The organism is Streptomyces sp. cmx-18-6 (assembly GCF_046548915.1).
In the GTDB taxonomy this organism is placed as follows: domain Bacteria; phylum Actinomycetota; class Actinomycetes; order Streptomycetales; family Streptomycetaceae; genus Streptomyces.
The window spans coordinates 177,580-199,643 of the sequence record NZ_JAEBEP010000013.1; the positions used below are offsets into that span (position 1 = coordinate 177,580).

At 74.0% G+C, this 22,064-nt stretch carries 14 protein-coding genes; 8 read left to right on the forward strand and 6 right to left on the reverse strand.

The features are described from left to right. Positions 1 to 198: 198 nt before the first annotated feature. The 4 genes from ACLJPL_RS27415 to ACLJPL_RS27430 form a co-directional block, all read right to left on the reverse strand. Positions 199 to 573, reverse strand: a complete 375-nt coding sequence (locus ACLJPL_RS27415) for an RNA polymerase-binding protein RbpA (RefSeq protein ID WP_003959706.1) — start codon at positions 571 to 573, stop codon at positions 199 to 201. A gap of 265 nt (positions 574 to 838) precedes the next feature. Next, entirely contained in the window at positions 839 to 2,212 is a 1,374-nt protein-coding gene (locus ACLJPL_RS27420) for an MFS transporter (RefSeq protein ID WP_411083608.1), read from the reverse strand. Positions 2,213 to 2,258: 46 nt separating this feature from the next. After that, positions 2,259 to 3,023 (reverse strand): glycerophosphodiester phosphodiesterase, encoded by a 765-nt coding sequence (locus ACLJPL_RS27425; protein WP_411083609.1) that lies wholly within the window; start codon positions 3,021 to 3,023, stop codon positions 2,259 to 2,261. Next, on the reverse strand, positions 3,020 to 3,793 hold the full coding sequence (locus ACLJPL_RS27430) for a YczE/YyaS/YitT family protein (protein ID WP_411083610.1): 774 nt from the start codon (positions 3,791 to 3,793) through the stop codon (positions 3,020 to 3,022). The genes ACLJPL_RS27425 and ACLJPL_RS27430 overlap by 4 nt, the downstream gene beginning before the upstream one ends. Before the next feature lie 102 nt (positions 3,794 to 3,895). On the opposite strand from ACLJPL_RS27430, the gene ACLJPL_RS27435 reads away from it, so the two are divergent. After that, complete coding sequence (locus ACLJPL_RS27435; protein ID WP_411083611.1) at positions 3,896 to 5,395, forward strand: PLP-dependent aminotransferase family protein; 1,500 nt, start codon at positions 3,896 to 3,898, stop codon at positions 5,393 to 5,395. An 80-nt stretch (positions 5,396 to 5,475) separates the two neighbouring features. Here the strand turns inward: ACLJPL_RS27435 and ACLJPL_RS27440 are convergent, their stop codons facing one another. Together ACLJPL_RS27440 and ACLJPL_RS27445 are read right to left on the reverse strand one after the other, a co-directional pair. Continuing rightward, positions 5,476 to 7,143 (reverse strand): hypothetical protein, encoded by a 1,668-nt coding sequence (locus ACLJPL_RS27440; RefSeq protein ID WP_411083612.1) that lies wholly within the window; start codon positions 7,141 to 7,143, stop codon positions 5,476 to 5,478. Between the two features lie 37 nt (positions 7,144 to 7,180). Next, positions 7,181 to 7,375, reverse strand: coding sequence for a hypothetical protein (locus ACLJPL_RS27445; protein WP_003970432.1), 195 nt, complete (start codon positions 7,373 to 7,375; stop codon positions 7,181 to 7,183). A 327-nt stretch (positions 7,376 to 7,702) separates the two neighbouring features. Between ACLJPL_RS27445 and ACLJPL_RS27450 the strand changes: the two genes are divergently transcribed. The 7 genes from ACLJPL_RS27450 to ACLJPL_RS27480 all read left to right on the forward strand — a co-directional run bounded on the left by ACLJPL_RS27450 (position 7,703) and on the right by ACLJPL_RS27480 (position 22,015). After that, entirely contained in the window at positions 7,703 to 8,095 is a 393-nt protein-coding gene (locus tag ACLJPL_RS27450; RefSeq protein ID WP_411083613.1) for an ankyrin repeat domain-containing protein, read from the forward strand. A gap of 289 nt (positions 8,096 to 8,384) precedes the next feature. Continuing rightward, positions 8,385 to 9,803 carry a HEAT repeat domain-containing protein gene (locus tag ACLJPL_RS27455; protein WP_411083614.1) on the forward strand — a complete coding sequence of 473 codons (1,419 nt, stop codon included), beginning with the start codon at positions 8,385 to 8,387 and terminating at the stop codon, positions 9,801 to 9,803. 58 nt (positions 9,804 to 9,861) lie between these two features. After that, positions 9,862 to 10,434, forward strand: coding sequence for a DUF4240 domain-containing protein (locus tag ACLJPL_RS27460; protein WP_411083615.1), 573 nt, complete (start codon positions 9,862 to 9,864; stop codon positions 10,432 to 10,434). Positions 10,435 to 10,580: 146 nt separating this feature from the next. Beyond that, the gene (locus ACLJPL_RS27465) at positions 10,581 to 14,237 is read left to right on the forward strand and encodes a hydantoinase B/oxoprolinase family protein (RefSeq protein WP_411083616.1); all 3,657 of its coding nucleotides are present in this window, start codon (positions 10,581 to 10,583) and stop codon (positions 14,235 to 14,237) included. 44 nt (positions 14,238 to 14,281) lie between these two features. Continuing rightward, complete coding sequence (locus ACLJPL_RS27470) at positions 14,282 to 15,808, forward strand: hypothetical protein (protein ID WP_411083617.1); 1,527 nt, start codon at positions 14,282 to 14,284, stop codon at positions 15,806 to 15,808. Between the two features lie 79 nt (positions 15,809 to 15,887). Continuing rightward, positions 15,888 to 16,904, forward strand: coding sequence for a hypothetical protein (locus ACLJPL_RS27475; protein WP_411083618.1), 1,017 nt, complete (start codon positions 15,888 to 15,890; stop codon positions 16,902 to 16,904). 134 nt (positions 16,905 to 17,038) lie between these two features. Then, positions 17,039 to 22,015 (forward strand): hypothetical protein, encoded by a 4,977-nt coding sequence (locus ACLJPL_RS27480; protein WP_411083619.1) that lies wholly within the window; start codon positions 17,039 to 17,041, stop codon positions 22,013 to 22,015. Positions 22,016 to 22,064 lie beyond the last annotated feature (49 nt).

A 22,064-nucleotide genomic window follows, 5' to 3' on the forward strand; every position in this document is an offset into this window, starting at 1 on the left:
GGGGCGCGCCACCGGAGCGCCCCCGGCGTCCCGGCAGGTCGCAGCAGTCGGGGCGCCGGACCTGCGGGTGCCGGACAGCCGGGACACGCGCGAAGAGCCGCGGGCCGTGACACATGTTCTGTGTCACGGCCCGCGGCTCTTGTGCTGTGCTGTTGTCGCGCTCGGTGCGGTGTCACGCGGAGCGGTGGTGCGTCGCGGTCAAGCAGACTTCCTGCTGTCCCGCGGGTGCACGGCGATGTTCATGGCTCCGGAGCGCAGAACCGCCAGCCTCTCGGCCAGCACCTCCTCCAGCTCCTCGCGGGTGCGCCGCTCCATGAGCATGTCCCAGTGCGTGCGCGCAGGCTTGCCCTTCTTCTCCTCGGGGCCGTCCCCGTCCACCAGGAGTGCCTGGGCGCCGCACGCCTTGCACTCCCACTCCGGCGGAATCTCCGCCTCCACCGAGAACGGCATCTCGAATCGATGTCCGTTCTGGCATGCGTACTCCACCGCCTGGCGCGGGGCCAGATCGATGCCGCGGTCCGTCTCGTAGCTGGTCACCACAAGTCGTGTGCCGCGGAGAGCTCGCTCACTCATGAATCGTGCCTCCCGGGCTTGTCGCCCACAGGACAAAATGTCGCTGTCGTCGTCATCCGGTCAACGTCCGGTCGGCGGTAAAGATTCCCGTTGCCGGTCATGCGTCGCCCGTCGTGCCGCTGCTTTATCTGGGTTGAGTACCCGCCGTTGCCCGGTTTGTCACCTCTGGTGGACGTTGTCACCCAACGGTTGAGCTGCTTCCACTCGCAGTAACGGTCCTCCGGGCAGGCCAAAGGCGTACACTACCGGCCTTTCACTTCAACGTCTAAATCCGCTCCGGTACGGGATTGCCCGCGGCCCGGATCGCCCGCTCCACCGGGACCCGCGCGAGCAGTGCCGCGCCGAGCGCGAAGAACACGATCAGCGAGATGATCGCCTCCCGGTAGCTGCCGGTCAGCTGGTACGCCACACCGAACACCAGGGGCCCCAGCCAGCTCAGACCGCGGTCGCTCATCTCGTACGCCGAGAAGTACTCCGCCTCCTTGCCGCGCGGCACGAGGTGCGAGAACAGCGAGCGCGACAGGGCCTGGCTGCCGCCCAGCACCAGTCCGATGGCCGCCGCGAGAACGAAGAAGAAGACGGGCGCGTCGGCGGGCAGCAGATAGGCGGCGATCAGGATCGCGGTCCACACGACCAGCGAGCAGAGGATCGTGCGCTTGGCCCCGTACACCCGGGCCAGCCGGCCCATGCCGAGCGCCCCCGCCACCGCGAGGATCTGCACCAGCAGGACGGCGATGATCAGGGTCGTCTGGTCGAGGCCCAGCTCCTCGGAGCCGTACAGCGACGCCTGGGAGATCACCGTCTGGATGCCGTCGTTGTAGACGAGATAGGCGAGCAGGAACGAGAGCGTCAGCGGGTGGCGGCGCATGTCCTTCAGTGTCGCCCGCAGTTGCTTCCAGCCGGAGCCGACCGCCCCCTCGCCGTCCGACGCCACCCGCCGGTCGCGCAGCCGGCGCAGCGGTACGAGGGTGAACGCGCCCCACCACACGCCCGCCGACGCGAGGCAGATCCGCACCGCGTCGGACTCCGCAAGGCCGAAGGACGCGTGGTTGGTGTAGAGGATCAGGTTGAGGACCAGGACCAGGGCGCCCGAGGTGTAACCGAAGGCCCAGCCGCGCGAGGAGACCGCGTCCCGCTCCTCCGGTTCGGCGATCTGCGGCAGATAGGCGTTGTACAGGACCATCGACACGGAGATCGACGCGTTCGCCACGATCAGCAGGAACGCGCCCAGCAGATAGCGGTGGCCGTCCAGGAAGAACATCCCGGCCGTCGCGGCAGCGCCCGTATAGGCCGCCGCCGCCAGCAGCGGCTTCTTACGTCCCGTACGGTCCGCCGCCGCGCCCACGATCGGCATCAGGATCACGGCCACGACGATGGACGCCGAGACGGAGTACGCGAACAGCGAGCCCGCGCGCACGGGTATGCCCAGCGGGCGCACGAAGCCCTCGGGGTCGGCCGCCGCCTTGGCGATCGACGTCAGATACGGACCGAGGAAGACGGTCAGCACGCTGGTGGAGTAGACGGAGCACGCGAAGTCGTAGAAGTACCAGCCGTGCTGTTCACGCTTGCGGGCGGCGGGCGACCCGTCGCGCGGTGGCTGTCCGGCCGGCTCGGCCGTTCCTGTGGTCCCGGTGCTCACGCCGCGTCCCCTCGGTCGTCCCCTGTGGACGTGGACGGACCGGGCGTCAGGACCATGCCCCCCGCTCGCTCAGCACCGTACGCAGCGTCTCGATGTGATCGGTCATGATGCCATCCACCCCGAGGTCCAGGAGCGCCGCCATCCTCTCCGGCTCATTGACCGTCCAGACGTGCACCTGGAGCCCCAGCGCGTGCGCGGTGCGGACGAACCGGGCGTCGACCACCGGGATGCCGCCCTGGCGCTCCGGAACCTGCGCGCAGACGGCCCCCGCGCGCAGTGCCGCGCCGATCCCGTACGAGCGCAGCCGCAGCCCCAGGACGCCGCGCACCCCGTACGAGGTCGCCAGGCGCGGGCCCGCCAGGCGGTGCGCGCGGGCCACCCTGGCTTCGGAGAAGGAGCCGACGCAGACCCGGTCCCAGGCGTCGGTCCTGCGGATCAGCTCCAGGAGGGGGTCGAGGGCCGGTTCCGCCTTGACGTCCACGTTCCAGCGGGCGTCGGGGAACTCCTCCAGCAGCTCTTCGAAGAGGGGGAGGGGTTCGGCGCCCCCGACCCTGGCCCGGCGGACCTCGCTCCAGGGCAGCGCGGAGATCCGGCCCCGGGCGTCGGTGACCCGGTCCAGGGTCGGGTCGTGGAAGGCGACCAGCCGGCCGTCCGCCGTGGTGTGGACGTCGGTCTCGAAGTAGCGGTAGCCCACGGCGGCCGCCCGGCGGAAGGCGGCCGCGGTGTTCTCCACGCCGTCCGCCGCCCCGCCCCGATGGGCGAAGGCGAGCGGCGTCGGATGGTCGAGATAAGGGTGGCGGCTCGGTTTCACTGCGGCAGTATGGCCTGCCCGGATGGAGTGGCGTCAACGGGGTCGGGTCCGGCGGGAGGCGTGGTGGTGGCCGGTCCGGCGGAACCGGGCGCTGCGGGCTCGGCCGGCTTGGCGGGCTCGGCGGGCTCGGCGGGCTCGGCGGTCGACGATCCGCCGGCGGGAGCCTTGGGGAGCTCGAACATCCGCAGGAACAGCTGGGCCAGTGGGCCGATCGCCAGGGCGTACAGGACCGTACCGGCCCCCAGCGAGCCGCCCAGCAGGAAGCCGGTGACGACGACGGCCACCTCGATCGCGGTGCGGACCAGCCGGATGGAGCGGCCCGTGACCCGGTTCAGCCCGGTCATCAGCCCGTCGCGCGGGCCCGGGCCGAAGCGGGCCGCTATGTAGAGGCCGGTGGCCACCCCGTTCAGCACGATGCCCAGGACCATCACCGGGATCCGCAGGCCGAAGCCGTCGACGTCGCCCACCAGGGCGAGCGTGCCGTCCATCGCCAGGCCGACCACGAAGACGTTCGACACGGTGCCGAGCCCCGGGCGCTGCCGCATCGGGATCCACAGCAGCAGCACGATCGCCCCGACGATGATCGAGACGACGCCGATCGAGATGCCGGTCAGCTCCGTGAGGCCCTGGTGCAGGACGCCCCACGGCTCCAGACCGAGTTCGGCGCGGACCAGGAGCGCCGAACTCGCCCCGTACAGCGTCAGACCGACGTACAGCTGGACCAGCCGCCGGGTGAGGCGGGTGGTGCTCCGGGCGGTGGTCCTGGACACGAATTTCCCCCTGGTGTGGTGGTAGTGGACTGCTGCGTGTCACTCTGTGGCAGGGGATCGGCCACCAACCATGGCCAATTCGAGGAAGGTGGACTGATTTCGATGGCTCAGTGGACTTCGACCGTAGGGGCGGCCCAGCTGGCCCGGCAGCTCCAGGCCCAGCAGCCCAGGCCCACCGGCCCGGCCGGCCGCAAGCCGCCCGCCTACCGCGCACTCGCCGACGGGGTACGGCTCCTCGTGCTGGAGGGCCGGGTCCCGGTCGCCGCCCGGCTGCCCGCCGAACGCGAGCTCGCCCTCGCCCTCGCCGTCAGCCGCACCACCGTCGCCGCCGCCTACGAGGCGCTGCGGGCGGAGGGGTTCTTGGAGTCGCGGCGCGGCGCGGGCAGCTGGACCGCCGTCCCGGCCGGGAACCCGCTGCCCGCCCGGGGCCTCGAACCGCTGCCCCCGGAGTCGCTCGGCTCGATGATCGACCTGGGCTGCGCCGCCCTGCCCGCCCCCGAACCCTGGCTGACCCGGGCCTTCCAGGGGGCGGTGGAGGAACTGCCGCCGTACGCCCACACGCACGGCGACTACCCGGCCGGGCTGCCCGTGCTGCGGCAGATGATCGCCGACCGCTACACCGCGCTCGGCATCCCCACGATGCCCGAACAGGTCATGGTCACCACCGGGGCGATGGGCGCCATCGACGCCATCTGCCACCTCTTCGCGGGCCGCGGCGAACGGATCGCGGTCGAGTCCCCCAGTTACGCCAACATCCTCCAGCTGATGCGGGAGACGGGCGCCCGTCTCGTCCCGGTCGCGATGGAGGAGGGGCTCGGCGGCTGGGACATGAACCGGTGGCGTCAGGTGCTGCGGGACTCCGCGCCCCGGCTCGCCTACGTGGTGGCCGACTTCCACAACCCGACCGGCGCGCTCGCGGACGAGCAGCAGCGGCGGGAGCTGGTCGACGCGGCCCGCTCCGCCGGGACGGTGCTGGTCGTCGACGAGACGATGACCGAACTCCGCCTCGACGCCGGCACCGCCATGCCGCGCCGGGTCTGCGCCTTCGACCCGGCCGGCAGCACGGTGCTGACGGTCGGCTCGGCCAGCAAGGCGTTCTGGGCCGGGATGCGGATCGGCTGGGTGCGGGCGGCCCCCGACGTCATCCGCTCCCTGGTCTCCGCCCGCGCCTACGCGGACATGGGCACCCCGGTCCTGGAACAGCTCGCCATCAACTGGCTGATGCGTACGGGGGGCTGGGAGCAGGCGGTCGAGATCCGGCGGGACCAGGCGCGGGTCAACCGCGACGAGCTGGTCGCGGCGGTGCGGCGGGAGCTGCCGGAATGGGAGTTCGCGGTGCCGCGCGGCGGCCTCACCCTCTGGGTGCGCACGGGCGGCCTCTCCGGCTCCCGGCTGGCGGTGGCCGGCGAGCGCGTCGGGGTGCGGGTGCCCTCGGGCCCGCGGTTCGGGGTCGACGGGGCGTTCGAGGGCTATGTGCGGCTGCCCTTCACGGTGGGCGGCCCGGTCGCCGACGAGGCGGCGGTGCGGCTCGCGGCGGCGGTGGAGCTGGTGCGGTCGGGGGCGGGCGCGGGGGCGGACGCGCCGCGCAGCTTCGTGGCCTGAGGGGGCGCGGGACGCCTGCGGGCGGGGAGACGGGCCGCCCGGCCCGTCTCCCCGCCCGCCTCACGCTTCGGCGTCCCGGCTCACCCTTCCGCGATGGCCGCCGGGGCCCTGGCCGGCTGCCCGGCCGGCCCGCCCTCCGCGGCGACCGGGACCTGAGCCGTGTCCTGGTCGTCGTAGGCATCACGGTCGTCGCGGGTGGCGTCGGCCGGTGCGTCGGCCGCCGGGTCCGGCTGCGGGGACGCGCCCGGCAGCTCCGGCAGTACGTCGAGCACCGCCTGCCGGTGCTTGTCCTCGGCGGCGTCGTCGTACGGGTCGGGCGTCGCCGGCACCTGGAGGCGCAGCACCGGCCCGGCGCCCAGGCGTACGTACCCCCGGCCGGCCGGGACCTCCGGCGGCGGGAAGGTGTTCGGCTCCGCGCCCAGCACGGCGGTGATCTGCTCGCGCGAGGCCGGGCCGAGGACGACGCGGGCCCGGGTGTGGGTCCGCACGGTCTCGGTGAGGGTCTCCAGAGCGTCGATCTGGTCGGCCAGCACGACCGTCACCCCGGCCGCCCGCCCGTGCCGCAGCGGCACCTGGAGCAGCTCCTGGGGGTCGGGCCTGCCATCGGCCGCCGCGAGATGGCCGAGGACGCCGGGGCGGTCCAGCAGGATCCAGAGCGGGCGCTTGACGTCCTCGGGGACGGGGTGTCCGCCCTGCCGGGCCCGGTTGGCGAAGATCAGCCGCCGCTCCGTCTCGTGCGCCGCCCACTCCAGGGTGGCCAGCGCCCCGCCGAGTCCGGACTCCACGGCGAGGACGCCGGTGCGCCCGGTGAGCGCGCCGTACTCACCGGTCCCGCCGCCGTCGATCACGAGGACGTCGCCCTGCTGGAGGGCCTGGAGGGCGATGGAGCGGATCAGGGTCGTGGTGCCGCTGCCGGGCTGTCCGACGGCCAGGAGGTGGGGCTCGGTGGAGCGGCCGCCGGTCCGCCAGACGACGGGGGAGGCGTCCACGGTCGTGTCGCCGTCGCGCACCGGGACGGTGCGCCGCACCGCGTCGGGGTCGGTGAATCCGAGGACCGTCTCGCCGGGGGCGGTGACGAAGCGCTGGGCGGCGATCGAGGTGGAGAGCGGGGCCGGCACGGTCATCACGAGGCGGTTGGCCTCCTCGTCCCACGCGAAGCGGTACTCGCGGCCGCGGCCCGACTTGGTGTGCAGCAGCTGCTCGATCCGGGACCGGGCGGCGGCCTCGCCATCGGGGAAGTACGCGGGGTAGGAGACCTGGAGGCGGGTGAGCCGCCCGTCGCCGTCGAAGGCGTAACCCTCGAAGGTCTTCTCCCAGTCGCCGCCGTGGGCGAAGAGCGGGCTGGGGTCGTCGGCCACCGAGAAGTACGGCACGAGCGCCTCGTACAGGGCGCGCAGACGTGCGGTCTCCGCCTCGTCCGGGCCGGTCTTCACGGGGGTCCGCTCCCGCCCCTTCCACGCGGCGGCGCCCATCACCGTGATCAGGGCCAGGATCGGCCCGTAGGGGACGAGCGCCACCGCGAGGACGCAGGCCGCGGCGAGGAACAGCTTGGGACCACGCCGTTCCTTGGGGGTCGCGGCCCACTTCTGCCGGCCGGACACGGCCAGCAGCCGCAGACCACGGATGATCGTGATCAGCGGATGGAGCACATCGGTGGCGCCGTCGGCGGCCGTGCGCGCGATCTCTCTGCCGCGAGTGATCGAAGCGCTGCCGCTGCTGAGAATGCGGGGGAGTGGTCGCCGGGCCACAGCTGTCTCCTGAAGGGGTGGGAGCGGTCGCGGAGCGTCAGAACTTGATCCCGCCCAGCAGGCCGGCGAGGCTCGCCCCGCCCGCCGTGATGCTCGGCGCGATCGCGGTGCCGGCCAGGTAGAAGCCGAACAGCGCGCAGACGATGGCGTGGGACGCCTTGAGCCCGTCCTTTTTGAAGAACAGGAAGACGACGATGGCGAGCAGTACCACGCCCGAGATGGAAAGGATCATGAGCGGATCTCCTGGTTGAGGGGACAGTCACCATGAGTCCTTCCAGGATCACGCGAAGTATCTATGTGATAAAAGGTGCAATCGAGTGAATAAAACGCATTTTCACTTGACCGGTCCAAGGAACCCGTGGCCCGCGCGCGGAATTTCGCCGCCCGTGCCGGGCATGTATGACCCTCGGTGATCCTTTGCCGTATCCGGGCCCGGTCATGTCCGGCCCGGAGCAGTACCCTGTCGATTCACTCGTACGGCCCCGGCCGTACGCCCCACGGACAACCGGTCAGCAGCGGCGAACAGCCGCGGCGACGGTCAAGGAAGGCGGCCCGCGCGATGAGCGAAACCCCCGATCCCGAGGTGGTCGAGCTGGCGACCAAGGTCTTCGACCTGGCCCGCACCGGCGAGACCGGGACGCTCGCCGCGTACGTCGACGCCGGAGTCCCCGTCAACCTCACCAACGACCGGGGCGACTCGCTGCTGATGCTCGCCGCCTACCACGGGCACGCCGAGGCGGTCACCGCCCTCGTCGCCCGCGGCGCCGACCCGGACCGGGCCAACGACCGCGGCCAGACACCGCTGGCCGGAGCCGTCTTCAAGAGCGAGGACGCCGTCATCGACGCCCTGCTCGCCGCGGGCGCCGACCCCGCCGCCGGTACGCCGTCCGCGCGGGACACGGCCCAGATGTTCGGCAAGGCCGACCTGCTGGAACGCTTCGGTGCCCGCTGAGACGGCGGCGGCCGCACGTGCGGGTGTGTCCGCCGAGGGCTCTGCTGACCGGTCCGTCGTAAATGTGGTCGCGGTGGCGAAATGGCTGGGTCATCATGACGTCGCGGGTCCATTTCGGGCCACCGACGAGAGGCAGAGGAAGATGCTTTACACCAAGCACAAGACGGCGGTCGGCCGATCATGTCGCTGCGCGGCGTAGGAGTGTCCCCCGGACACCCCCTCGTGCCCACGGGCACGGGGCACTGCACAGTCCCGGTTGCGTCGACAGCTTGATGTGAGGCTTTCTCCCATGTTCGATCCGTTCATAGCGCCGAGCGGCACCCTGCTCGGCCTGCTGCAGAGGGGCCGCGGCGACGGCACGCTCCACGCGCTCGCCGCACCGCGCCCCGAGGCCCTCGCGGCCCTCAACCACTGCGTCGTGAGCGACCCCCGTCACGACTGGCAGGTGGAGAACCGCTCCCTCTACTACGCCCGTCTGTACCTGGACCTCGACGGCGGCGTCGAAGAGATCGCGCGCCACCTCGGCGACCCGGACGACCACACCGAAACCGACGACTGCCGAACGGGCCTCGCGCTCTCCGTACTCGGCCACCTCGCCTCCTACGGACGCGACGACGCCCTGGCGCTCCTGAGGCGCTACGCGGCCACCGGCGCCAACTGGGCCTGGGCCCTGGACGAGCTCGCCCTCCGCGACGACGACGCGGCTCTGCGCTCCCTCGCGCTGCCCGTCCTCAGTCGCTTTCCGGCCACCGAGGAAGGCGCCGCCGAGCTCGCCGCCGCCGTACGGGACTCCTTCGAACCGCGCCCCTGGCGGCTCTGGGCCGACGACCCGCGCGAAGCGGTCGGCGCCCGGGTGAGGGCCGCCACCGAGCAGGGCTCCTTCGACCGCTGGCAGCGCCAGATGCGCCCCGGCGGCCCGCGCCCCGGCTGGAGCGTCCAGGCCGTCTTCGACTGGGCCCAGCAGGCCCTGGAGCGCGGCAGCGAACTGCACGTCCCCGCGGCACGCTGCCTCTCCGCCGTCGCCGGCCCCGACGACCGCCCCCAGATCATCGAGGCCGCCCGCGACGGCTCCGAAGGCGCCCGCTGCGCCGCCCTGCACTACCTCGCCGAGGCGGCCGACCCCGCCGTCCTCGACCTCATCGAGGCCGCCGCCCTCAGCCCCGCCCGCACCGTCGCGGACGCGGCCGTCGCCGCCTTCGAGCGGATGTGCGGGGACGACGCCGTGGAACGCGCCCGGCGCTGGGCCAGGCGGCCCGACGCCCTCGGGACCTCCGCCGCCGGGATCCTCGCCTGCCGCGGCACCGCCCAGGACGCTCCCCAAGTCCTCGGCGCGCTGCGCGAAGCCGTACGCGGCGAAGGCCCCGACGCCCCCCGGCTGTGGACCCTCGTGGACGGCGCCGGCCGCCTCGGCATCGCCTGCGCCGCACCCGTACTGCGCCACGTCTACCGCGAGACGTCCTCCTCCCACCTGCGCGGCCGGGCCGCCCGCGCCCTCGCCGCCACCGACCCCTCCTTCGCGACCGGCTTCGCGGTGGAGTGCCTGTGGGACTGCGAGGAGACCACCCGCGAGGTGGCCGCCCTGCACGCCGAGACCGGAGACATCCGCGTCGAGGAACGCCTGCGCCGCCTCGCCGCCGACCCGGCCGAGGAGGCCGAGGTGCAGACGGCGGTGCGGAGCCGGATCGGACCGGACGCACCGGCGCTCTGAACCGCTGCCGGTCCGTGGGAGGGGGGCGTTGTCAGACCCCCCTCCTACGCTTCTCACCATGGACATCAACGAGTGGTGGGGGCTGGTCCACCGGGCGCGTGAGGCGGCCGGGGACCGGGCGGACGACCGGGACCTGCCCGAGGACCCCTTGCCGGACGCACTGACCGGCGTGCTCGCGGCCCTGGAGCCCGCGGAGATCGTCGACTTCGCGGCGACGGCGGACGAGGTGACCCAGTCCGCCTACCGCCGGCCTCTGTGGAACGCGGCGTATCTCATCGAGGGCGGTTGCGGCGACGACGGGTTCATGGACTTCCGCGACGGGCTGGTCCTGCTCGGGCGCGAGGTCTTCACCCGGGCCGTGGCCGACCCCGACTCCCTGGCCGCCCTGCCCGTCGTGGTCCGGATGAGCCGTGGGAAGGGCGGCTGGATCGGCTACGAGTCCCTGGACGGCCCGGCGCGGGAGGCGTACGCGCGCGCCGGGGGATCGGGCGACGAGTTCTACGCGGCCGTGGCGGCGGCCGACCAGGACCGAATACGGCTCAGGGAGCCGGGCGGGGAGAGCTGGGACGCGGAGGACGCCGAGGCCACGCGCCGGAACCTGCCCCGGCTGGCAGCGCTCTTCCTGGACTAGCGCCTCTCGTTCGGATCAGGGCGGGCCGGGTCTTCTCCGCCCGCGGATTCGCGCACGTGGGCGTCCGCGAGTTCGTGCCGGCGGCCATCCGCCAGTCCGTGCGCCGGAGCTCTGCGAGTTCGCGCGCGCGGGCCCAGAATGGCGCCATGACCGGACGCTGGGAGTTCTGGATCGACCGGGGCGGCACCTTCACCGACGTGGTGGGCCGCCGCCCGGACGGGCGGCTGGTCACCCGCAAGCTCCTCTCGCACGACCCGGACCGCTACGACGACGCGGCCGTGGCCGGGATCCGTCTGCTCCTCGGCCTGGGTCTCGACGACGGCGAGCCCGTGCCCGCCGACCGGGTCGCCGCCGTCCGGATGGGCACGACGGTCGCCACCAACGCCCTGCTGGAGCGGCGCGGCGAGCCGACCGTGCTGCTCGTCACCGAGGGCTTCCGGGACGCGCTGCGGATCGCGTACCAGAACCGCCCCCGCCTCTTCGACCGGCACATCGTCCTCCCGGAGGCCGTCCACGAGCGCGTGATCGAGGTCCCCGAACGTATCGACGCCGAAGGCCGCACCGTGCGGGCCCTCGAACTCGACCCCGTACGCGAGCAGTTGCGCGCCGCCCACGCGGACGGGCTGCGCAGCGCCGCCGTCGTCCTGATGCACGGCTACCGCCACCCGGCGCACGAGAGGGCCGTCGCGGACGCGGCCCGTGAGGCGGGATTCACCCAGGTCAGCGCCTCCCACGAGGTCAGCCCCCTGATCAGGCTCGTCCCGCGCGGCGACACCACCGTCGTCGACGCCTACCTCTCACCCGTGCTGCGCCGGTACGTCGACGAGGTCGCCGCCCGCCTGGAGGGCATCCGGCTCCTGTTCATGCAGTCCAACGGCGGACTGCGCGAGGCCGCCCGGTTCCGCGGCAAGGACGCCGTGCTCTCCGGACCGGCCGGGGGCGTGGTCGGCATGGTCCGTACGTCGCGGCAGGCCGGACACGACCGGGTCATCGGCTTCGACATGGGCGGCACCTCCACCGACGTGTCCCACTACGCCGGAGAGTTCGAACGCGAGCTCGGCACCCAGGTCGCCGGGGTGCGGATGCGCGCCCCGATGATGAGCATCCACACCGTCGCGGCGGGCGGCGGCTCCCTGCTCCACTTCGACGGCCGCCGCTACCGCGTCGGTCCCGACTCCGCCGGCGCCGTCCCCGGCCCCGCCTGCTACCGCCGGGGCGGCCCCCTCACCGTCACCGACGCCAACGTCATGCTGGGCCGCGTCCAGCCCGCCCACTTCCCGGCCGTCTTCGGACCGGACGGCGACCTTCCGATCGACGCCGACACCGTCCGCCGGCAGTTCGCGGACCTCGCCGACGAGATCGGGCGCGCCACCGGACGCAGGCCGGCCGAGGCCGAAGTGGCCGCGGGCTTCCTGGAGATCGCCGTGCTCAACATGGCCAACGCCGTCAAGAAGATCTCCGTGCAGCGCGGCCACGACATCACCCGCTACGCCCTCACCGGCTTCGGCGGCGCGGGCGGCCAGCACGTCTGCGCCGTCGCGGACGCGCTGGGCATCGACACCGTCCTCGTACCCCCGCTCGCCGGGGTGCTCTCCGCGTACGGCATCGGCCTGGCCGACGCCACCGCCATGCGCGAACAGTCCGTGGAGGCGGAGCTCGACGAGACCGTACGGGGGAGGGTCGATTGGCTCTGCGATGAGCTGGCCGACCGTACCCGGGACGCCCTGCGGGCCGATGGAGTGCCCGATTCCGCGATCAGCACGCGCGCCCGCATCCTGCTGCGGTACGCGGGGACGGACGCGGCGCTCGCGGTGGCGCCGGCCTCCGTGGCCGCGATGAGCGAGGAGTTCGCGGCCGGGCACCGCACCCGGTTCGGCTTCACGATGGACAAGCCGGTGGTCGTCGAAACCGTCTCGGTCGAGGCCACGGGAACCACCGGGGAGCACGCGCTCCATCCCCACGGCCCCGCCTCCCGCGAGGGCCCGCGCGACCCCGCACCCCGCGAGGGCCCGCTCCAGCCGTTCGACACCGTCACCGTGTACGCCGAGGGGCGGGAGCAGCGGGCCCCCCTCCACCGCCGCGAGGACCTGCGCCCCACCGACACCGTCACGGGGCCCGCCGTCGTCGCGGAGGACGCCGCCACCACCGTCGTCGACCCCGGCTGGCAGGCGGCGGGCAGCGCCACCGGGCACCTGGTGCTGACCCGGGTCCGCCCCCGGCCCGACCGGACGGCGGTCGGCACCCGGGTGGATCCGGTGCTGCTGGAGGTCTTCAACAGCCTCTTCATGTCGATCGCCGAGCAGATGGGCGTCCGCCTGGAGAACACCGCCCACTCCGTCAACATCAAGGAGCGCCTCGATTTCTCCTGCGCCCTGTTCGACGCCCGGGGCGACCTGATCGCCAACGCCCCGCACATCCCGGTGCACCTCGGCTCGATGGGGGAGTCCATCAAGGAGGTGCTCCGGCGCAACGAGGGGAGCATGCGCCCCGGAGACGTGTACGCCGTCAACGACCCGTACCACGGGGGCACCCACCTCCCCGACGTCACGGTGATCACGCCCGTGTTCGACGAGGGGGAGTTGCGGTTCCTCGTGGCCTCGCGCGGTCATCACGCCGAGATCGGCGGCATCACCCCCGGCTCCATGCCCGCCTTCAGCCGGACGATCCACGAGGAGGGCGTGCTCTTCGACAACTGGCTCCTGGTCCGCGACGGCCGCCTCCGTGAGGCCGAGACCCGCGAACTGCTCGCCTCCGCCCCGTACCCCTCCCGCTCCCCGGACACCAACCTCGCGGACCTCCGCGCCCAGATCGCCGCCAACGAGAAGGGCATCGCGGAACTCGGCCGCATGGTCGACCAGTTCGGGGCCGACGTCGTGCAGGCGTACATGGGGCACGTCCAGGACAACGCCGAGGAGTCCGTACGCCGGATCGTCGCCCGGCTGCACGACGGCGGCTTCCGTTACGAGACCGACGACGGGGCCGTGATCCAGGTGACGCTGACCGTGGACCGCGACGCGCGCGGCGCCGTGATCGACTTCGCCGGCACCTCGCCGCAGCGACCCGGCAACGCCAACGCGCCCCGCTCGGTGGTGATGGCCGCCGTCCTCTACGTCTTCCGCACCCTCGTCGGCGAGGACATCCCCCTCAACAGCGGCTGTCTGAAACCGCTGGAGGTGAGGATTCCGCCCGGTTCGATGCTCGATCCCACCTACCCGGCGGCGACCGTAGCGGGCAATGTGGAGACGTCCCAGGCCGTCACCGGAGCCCTGTACGGAGCGCTCGGCGGCCAGGCCGAGGGGTCCGGCACGATGAACAACCTCACCTTCGGCAACGACCGCGTCCAGTACTACGAGACGGTCGCCAGCGGCTCCGGGGCGGGCGACGGCTTCGACGGAACCGACGCCGTCCAGACCCATATGACCAACTCCCGGCTCACCGACCCCGAGATCCTGGAGTGGCGGCTGCCCGTCCTCCTGGAGAGCTTCGCCGTCCGGGAGGACGGCGGAGGAGCGGGGCGGTGGCACGGCGGCCGGGGCGTGGAGCGCCGGATCCGCTTCCTGGAGCCGGTCACGGTGGCGCTGCTCTCGGGGCACCGGCGGGTCCCGCCGTACGGAGCGGAGGGAGGGGAGTCGGGGGCGCTCGGGAGCCAGCACATCGAACGGGCGGGGGGCGGCGTCGACCGGCTGGAGGGGTGCGACACCGCCGAACTGGAGGCCGGTGACGTGCTGGTGGTGCGTACGCCGGGCGGCGGGGGATACGGGCCCCCGGCCCGCCCGGAAGCCGCCCGGCCCCGGTCGCATTAGCGCCGTTTCGACCGTTGTCAGTGCGAGGACCTAATCTGTCCCACGTGACTTCGCCTGCCGACACGGAAAACGCTGCGCCGCAGCTCAGCGCGGGGCCGAGGCCCGCGCCGGGCCCCGCCGCCGACGAGGGGCTCTCCCGGCGGCTGCGCGCGCTCGCGTGCACCGCGCCGCTGCACGACCTCGACGTGCGCAAGGCGAATCTGGCCGGCGAGTACACGGTCTACGCCATGGCCGAGGTCGCCCTCGCGGCGATCGACCACGTCACGCTCAACATGGACTTCGACACCGGGGCCGACCACGACCAGATAGTGGCCAGACTGCTGCCCCGCGTCGGAGCCCAGGCCCCGGACCGCCCCGTCGCCGAGCACGAACGGGTCGCGCGCTGGGTCCTGGACAACCTGATCAACGTCGGCAGCGTCGACCGGGGGTTCCGCGCGGTCTACGGCACCTTCGGCCCGGACGGCGTCTACGTCCGCCGGGACTACGACTTCAAGCTGATCGAGGAGGTCCCGGGATACGGCGGCACGGTCTATCTCCGCGCCACCGACGAGGCCGTCAACGTCCTGGTCGGGGCGCTGGACACCGATGTCACCAGCGCCCAGATCGCCGCGGAGGTCAAGCTGGAGGTCCTGATCAGCCGGGGCCGCCTGGCCGACGCCCAGCTCGCCGCCGAACAGGCCCGCTACCGCACCGTGCAGTACGCGGAGACGCTGCGCCGCACGCTGGAGGCCACCCGGCGCAACGTCCGCGCGGTCGACTGGCTCACCACCGTCCCCGACATGATCGCGGAAGCCCTGGACCACGTGGCCGACCGCTACCGCCACGAGAACGCGATCCTCACCAACATCCGCAAGGCGCGCGACGAGGCCGAGGAGCCGGAGCACAAGCGCCGGGCCGCCGAGCTCGTCGACATCGTCAAGGACTGCATCCGCCGCCACACCCAGCTCCAGTCCCGGCTGCTGGAGGCCGGACCGCTGTTCCGCGCCGAGCAGGACCGGCAGGCGTTCGCCACCCCCGCCGCCCACGCGGGCCTCGATCTGTACGGGCAGCTCCTGGCCCCGCTCCTGCCGCTCCCCGTCGAGCAGTCCCTCCGGGCGACCGACGCGTTCTTCGCGCACGGCACCGGACTGCGCACCCCCACCTCCGTGCGCGTGGGCGACCTGGTCGAGATGCTCCTCACCCCGCCGCTGGAGCGGGAGCACCTCGGCATAGAGATGCCGGAGCCGGACCTGATCGCGACGCCCGACGACAGCCGGTTCAGCGATGCCCAGCTCACCAGCGCCATGGCCCTCCTCGACCTGGAGCACGACGCGCCGCGCAGACTCTCCGGGCTGCTCGCCGAGGCCCGCCGCGGCGACCCCGAGCTGCCCTATCTGGTCGCCCTGCTCGCCGTCCACGCGGCCAGCCCGCCGGTCGGCACCGCCTACCGCCAGGGTGAGCGCCGCCTGCTGTTCGCGGTGGACGACGGTACGGAGCTGGACGACCCGGAGTTCGGCGGCGCGGACCTGATCGTGGGCACCGCCCTGCTGGACGCCGCCGGAATGGCCGCGGACCGCAAGGAGGCGTCGTGACCGGCCCCGGTCCTGGTCCTGGTTCCGGTCCCGTACGTTCCGCGCACCCCCACCCCTTCCGTACCGAGGAGTCCCAGCCGTGAGCGACCACGACGCCGAGCACCCCGACGCGTGGACCGAGCCCTCCGCGTACGCGGGCCCCTCCACCGCGCAGTACGCGGGCTCCGCCACCGGCCCGTACGCGAGCCCCTCCACCGCCCACGCCGCCTCCCCGACGACGTACGCGGGCGACTCCGCGCACCCGCACCCCGCCGGGCCCACCGGCCAGCCGGCCGTCACCCCGGCCGACGCCGCCGACGCCGCCCGCCTGGTCTCCTTCGGGCTCCAGCCCAAGCTGCTGCCCGCCCGCGACGCCGAATACGCCGACCTGCTCCGCCGCTACCGGGAGGAGAGCGCCTTCGCCCGGCTCGCCGACGCCGTCGCCACCGGGCTCGGCCTCATCGTCCTGGAGGTCTCCCCGCGCGCCGGGATGGCCGTCACGGCGGGCGAGGACTCCGTGTTCGCCGTCCGCATGGGCGACTACGCCCGCCGCGCCTCCTCCGACGCCGCCGACCGCTTCCTCCACGGCCTCGCCCACCTCGCCGTCGCCGCCCTCGCCTTCCCGCGCCCCGAGGACCTCGCCGACGACGCGTACATCGGCCGCATCACGGTCAACGGCGTCGACGCCTTCGTACGCCAGGCGTGCAAGCGGCTGGAGGAGCGCGCCGAGGAGCAGGGCGACAACACCGACCCCGCCACCGACGCCCCCGGCCTCGAATCCGGCTGGCGGATCTACGCCCGCCGCAGCTCCACCGGCGCCACCAAGGACGCCCGCCGGCTCGCCGGATCCACCACCGGCATCATCGGCAAGGCCGTCGCCTTCCTCACCGACTCCGGTTTCCTCCAGCGCACCGGCGACGACGCGGGCGGCGCCTACCGCACCACCGCCCGCTACCAGCTCCAGGTCCGCGACATGGCGGGCAGCGCCGCCATGGCCGAGCTGCTGGAGCTGGGCGTCGTCCCCGTCACCGACGGCTCCGCCACCCTGCTGCCGCCGGCCGACCCCGACGACCTGGAGCTGGCCGCCGACGCGGGCCTGCCCTTCCACTCCTCCTGACCCCGCCCCTACCGCCCAGCTCCACCACCTGCCACACCCGTCCGCACCGCACCGCCCAGCTCCACCACCCGCCATACCCAGCCCGCACCGCCCAGCTCCGCCACCGCTTCTCCGAACGACGAGAGTCCGCCGCCATGTACGAGTTGTCCCGGGTCCGCCTCTACTCCATCGGGCCTGCCGGTGCGCGCTACGCCGACACCGTCCTCGACCTGCGCGGCGTCGGTGAGCCCGTCCCCACCCCCGCACCCGCCCAGGCGGAGTTCTTCGAGGACGAGCCGGTCGGCCCACCGCGCCGGCCCGCCCCGGCGGGCGTCCTCTTCCTGGAGAACGGCGGCGGCAAGTCCGTCCTGCTCAAGCTGATCTTCTCGGTGATGCTCCCGGGCCACCGCAACACCCTGGGCGGCGCGAGCTCCGGCGTGCTCCGCAAGTTCCTGCTCGCGGACGACTGCGGGCATGTCGCCCTGGAGTGGCAGCACACCCTCACCGGCGAGTGCGTCGTCGTCGGCAAGGTCAGCGAGTGGCGGGGGCGGCAGGTCTCCAACGACCCGCGGAAGTTCGCGGAAGCCTGGTACTCGTTCCGGCCCGGTCCCGGGCTCAGCCTGGACAGCCTGCCCGTCGCGGAGGCCACCGCGGTGGGCCGCCCCGCCGAAGGGGTCTCCGGAGCCCGGGGCAGGCGCCGCACGATGAAGGGCTTCCGCGACGCCCTGGTGGACGCGGGCAAGTTCTACCAGCACCTCGACGTGCACTGGGAAGAGATCCACGACCGCTGGAACGAACACCTCGGGGACCTCGGACTCGACCCCGAACTCTTCCGCTACCAGCGCGAGATGAACGCCGACGAGGGCGAGGCCGCCGGCCTCTTCGCGGTCAAGAAGGACTCCGACTTCACCGACCTGCTGCTCCGCGCCGTCACCGACACCCGCGACACCGACGGCCTCGCCGACCTGGTCAGCGGCTTCGGCAACAAGCTGGGCCGCCGCGCCGAGCTCACCGCCGAACGCGACTTCACCGCCGGCTCCGCCGATCTGCTCGGCCGGATCGTCGAAGCCACCGAAACCCGCGCCCGCAGCCGCGACATCCACACCGCCGCCGAGCGCCGCAGCCGCACCCTGGCCCGCCGCCTGGCCGCCCGCGCCGCCGAGGAGCGCGGCCGGACCGCCGAGCTGGCCGAGCGCGTCACCGCCGCCGCCCATACGGTCACCGAGGCCGAGTCCACCCGTGGCCACCGCTCGCTGATCGCCTCCGAACTCGCCTACCGGCACGCCTCCCTGGCCCTGGCCGGCGCGGAGAAGAGCGCCGCCGCCGGACGCAAGGAGCTGGCCGAGGCCCGCACTCTGCACGCCGCCTGGCAGGCCGCCGAAGCGGTCCTGCGGCACCGCGCCGCCGCCGACCGCTCCGCCAGGGTCGCCGTCGCCATCCGTGAGGCCGAGCGCGACGCCGCCCCCGCCCTCGCCGCCCGCGCCACCGCCGCCGCCGACCTCGTACGGGCCCTGCACACCGCGGCCGAGGACGGCGAGCGCGTCGCCAACGAGGAGGAGGAGCGCTCCGAGACCCTCCAGGCCACCGGCGAGCGCGCCCACCGCGACGCCACGGTCGCCGCCACCGAGGCCCAGCGCGCCCGCAGCGAGGCCGGCCATCTGCGCCAGCGCCTCGCCGAGGTCGAGCAGGAGACCAGCGAGGCCGTGCGGGCCGGCTGGCTCGACAACACCGCGCCCGACGCCGACCCGGCCCGCGCCGCCCTGGCCGCCAGCGACGCCGAACAGTCCGCCGTCGCCGCCTGGGACACCGCCCGCGAAGCCGCACGCACCGCCGCCGACCACGCCCGTGAGGCGGCGGCCACCGAGAGCCGCGCCGAGCTGGCCGCCGCCCGCGCCGCCGACGCGGCCACGGCTGCGGAACAGAGTTACGAGGACGAGCTCGGGGCCGCCGAGTCCCTCGCCGCCGACCCCCGCCTCGCGGACCTGCTGGGCCTGCCGTCCGGTACGGGCGTCCCGCACCCCCGCCGGGGAGCGGCCGAGGAGACGCCGGGAGCGGGCCGGGGGACCGCCGCCGCCCGCAGCGCCGCGCAGAGCGACGACAGCACAGGTCCGGGCTCAGGGGCAGGCACGGGTCCAGGGTCAGGTCCGGGCTCAGGCTCAGGCGCCGGTCACCCAGGCAACGCCACGGCCACCGGCCCCCAGGCCAACGGCACGACCCCCGGCCACCACGGCGACGGCGCAAGCCCCGCCTCCGGGTCCTCCCCGGACAGCGCGATCGCCCTCGCCGCCCAGGCCGCGCCCGCCCATCAGCCGCTCAGCGCCCAGGAGTTCGACCGCAGCGCCGACGAACTGCGCGACCTGCTCGACCAGTCCGTCACCGCCGCCGAGCGCCGCCTCTTCGACCTGCGCACCGCCGCAGCCGACGACGCCCGCATCCTCGGCGCGCTCGGTGAGGGCGGGCTGCTGCCCCCGGGGCCCGACGTCCTGGCCACCGTCGAGTATCTGGGCGAGCACGGCATCCCCGCCCTGCCCGGCTGGCGCTACCTCGCCCAGGCCGTCGACCCGGCCGACCACGCCGCCGTGCTCGCCGCCCGGCCCGAGCTGGTCGACGGCGTCGTCATCACCGACCCCGACGCCCATACCCGCGCCCGCGAAGTCCTCGGCAGCGCGGCCCTGTTGCCCCGCTCGGCCGTCGCCGTGGGCACCGCGGCCGCCCTCCTCGCCCCCGTCCCGGACCCCGGCACCGGGTCCGACGCGCAGCACCACGGCGTCTTCCTCGTCCCGCCGAACCCGGCCATGCACGACGAGCACGCCGCCGACGAGGAGCGCCACGCCCTGCGCTCCCGTGCCGCCGCCCGCGACGAGGACATCCGGACGCTCGCCGCCCGCCTCTCCGGTGACCGCGCCCTCGCCGCCCGCATCGGCTCCTGGCGCGCCGACTGCCCGCCCGGCATGCTCGCCGAGCTGGCCGAGGCCGCAGCCACCGCCCGTACGGCGGCCGAGAGCGCCGAAGCCGTCCTCACGGAGGCCCGCACCGCGCGCGCCGAGGCCGACGAGGCCGCCGCCGACACCGCCCGGGTCCGCGAGGAACGCCAGGAGGCCGCCCAGCGCGCCCGACGCGTCGCCGACGCCCTCGCCGGTCTCGCCCACCGGCTGCGGGAGCGGGCCCGCTGGCAGGTCCGGCTGCGCGAACTGGTCGACGAGGCCGCCGAGTCCGAGGCCCGCGCCGCCGTCTGCCTCGACCTGGCCCGCGCCGCCGACGAGGACCGCAGGGCCGCCCAGCGCGCCGGGGACGACGCCCGCCGCACCGCCCGCGCGCTGCGTGCGGAGCGCGCCGAGATCGCCGGGGCCCCCGAAGTCCTCCCGGAGCCCGACGAGAACAAGCCCCGCACCGCCCTGCCCACGCTCCGCGAGGCGTACCGGGCCGCCTCGCAGCTGTACGAGAAGGTCGGCGTCGGCGCGGACCTGCGCGCCGAACAGGCCCGTGCCGAGAGCGACGAGAGCGCCGCCCTCGCGGAGCTGGACCGTCTCACCAACAAGGTCCGCACCCGGGCCGCCCAGCTCCTGGAAGGCACCGACGGAGCCGACGGACCCTCCCGCCAGGCGGCGGCGGCCCGCGCCGAATCCCACGTACAGCTCCTGGAGACGCGGGCGTCCACCGCCAGTGAGCAGCTGGGCCGGTTCCGTGGCGAGGCCGAGCGGCTCGCCCCCGACGACGAGCGGCCGCACCACACCGAGCTGCCCGACGAGCTCGTCCCGGCCGACGCCGAACAGGCCCAGGCCCTCCTGCGTACGGCCACCGCCGAACTGGCCGCCGCCACCGCCGCCCTGGACACCGCCCGCGCCGCCCACAGCGAGCTGCTGCACGCCCATCGCACCGCCGAGGACTCGGCGGGCGGCTTCGACGAGACCGCCGCCCTCCTGCGCGACCTGCTCCGCGACCACGGGGCGGAGGACGGGACCGAGGCCCCCGACCCGTATCCCGGCACCCTGGAGGAGGCCCGGCAGTCCGCCGCCGAGGCCCGCCGCTCCCTGCGCGGCTGCACCGCCGACCTCTCGGCCGCCGAGAGCGCCGTGCGGGAAGCGAGCGACATTCTCGTACGGCACGCCAACTCCACCCGTTACGAGCAGGTCCGCACCCCCGCCCGCCAGCAGATCCGCGAACTGCCCGCATCGGCGCTCCCGGACCACGCCCAGAAGTGGGCCGACGCCTTCGCGCCCCGGCTGCGCGTCCTCACCGACGAGCTGGTCCAGCTGGAGCGCAACCGCGACTCCATCGTCGACCGGCTGCGCGGCCTGGTCGAGTCGGCCCTCGCCACCCTGCGCTCCGCCCAGCGGCTCTCCCAGCTCCCCGAGGGGCTGGGGGAGTGGTCGGGGCAGGAGTTCCTCCGGATCCGCTTCGAGGAGCCTGACCAGGCCACCCTCACCGAACGCCTCGGCGAGGTCATCGACGAGGCCACGCACGCCGCCCTCAAGAAGAACTCCGACCTGCGCCGGGACGGCATGTCCCTGCTGCTGCGGGGCGTCGAGGCGGCCCTGCGACCCAAGGGCATCGCGGTGGAGATCCTGAAGCCGGACGCGGTGCTCCGCGCCGAGCGCGTCCCGGTCGGGCAGATGGGCGACGTCTTCTCCGGTGGCCAGCTGCTCACCGCCGCCATCGCCCTGTACTGCACGATGGCGGCGCTGCGCAGCAACGACCGGGGCCGCGACCGCCACCGGCACGCGGGCACGTTGTTCCTGGACAACCCGATCGGCCGGGCCAACGCCACGTATCTGCTGGAGCTCCAGCGCGCGGTCTCCGACGCGTTGGGCGTGCAACTGCTCTACACGACGGGCCTCTTCGACACGACCGCGCTCGCCGAATTCCCGCTGGTCATCCGGTTGCGCAATGACGCCGACCTGCGGGCGGGGCTGAAGTACATCAGCGTGGAGGAGCACCTGCGCCCCGGGCTGCCCCAGCAGGACCCGGACGGCGAGACGGTCCACGGCGAGATCACGGCGACCCGCATGTTCAAGCGGAGCGGGCAGCAGACCCCGGCTCCGGCACCCGCCGGCGAGGCCCCGGTCCCGGCTGTCCAAGCCCCGGCCGTCCAAGCCACGGAAGCACAGCCGGAATCACCGCCGGAGGCATAGCCGCCGGTCCGTGTGTCGGCTACGGCATACATACGGCGCGGGCCCGACG

Coding starts and splice junctions, on each gene's coding strand:
- ACLJPL_RS27415 (WP_003959706.1), bottom strand. CDS start 573: ATGAGTGAGCGAGCTCTCCGCGGCACACGACTTGTGGTGACCAGCTAC.
- ACLJPL_RS27435 (WP_411083611.1), top strand. CDS start 3,896: ATGGCTCAGTGGACTTCGACCGTAGGGGCGGCCCAGCTGGCCCGGCAG.
- ACLJPL_RS27445 (WP_003970432.1), bottom strand. CDS start 7,375: ATGATCCTTTCCATCTCGGGCGTGGTACTGCTCGCCATCGTCGTCTTC.
- ACLJPL_RS27450 (WP_411083613.1), top strand. CDS start 7,703: ATGAGCGAAACCCCCGATCCCGAGGTGGTCGAGCTGGCGACCAAGGTC.
- ACLJPL_RS27455 (WP_411083614.1), top strand. CDS start 8,385: ATGTTCGATCCGTTCATAGCGCCGAGCGGCACCCTGCTCGGCCTGCTG.
- ACLJPL_RS27460 (WP_411083615.1), top strand. CDS start 9,862: ATGGACATCAACGAGTGGTGGGGGCTGGTCCACCGGGCGCGTGAGGCG.
- ACLJPL_RS27465 (WP_411083616.1), top strand. CDS start 10,581: ATGACCGGACGCTGGGAGTTCTGGATCGACCGGGGCGGCACCTTCACC.
- ACLJPL_RS27480 (WP_411083619.1), top strand. CDS start 17,039: ATGTACGAGTTGTCCCGGGTCCGCCTCTACTCCATCGGGCCTGCCGGT.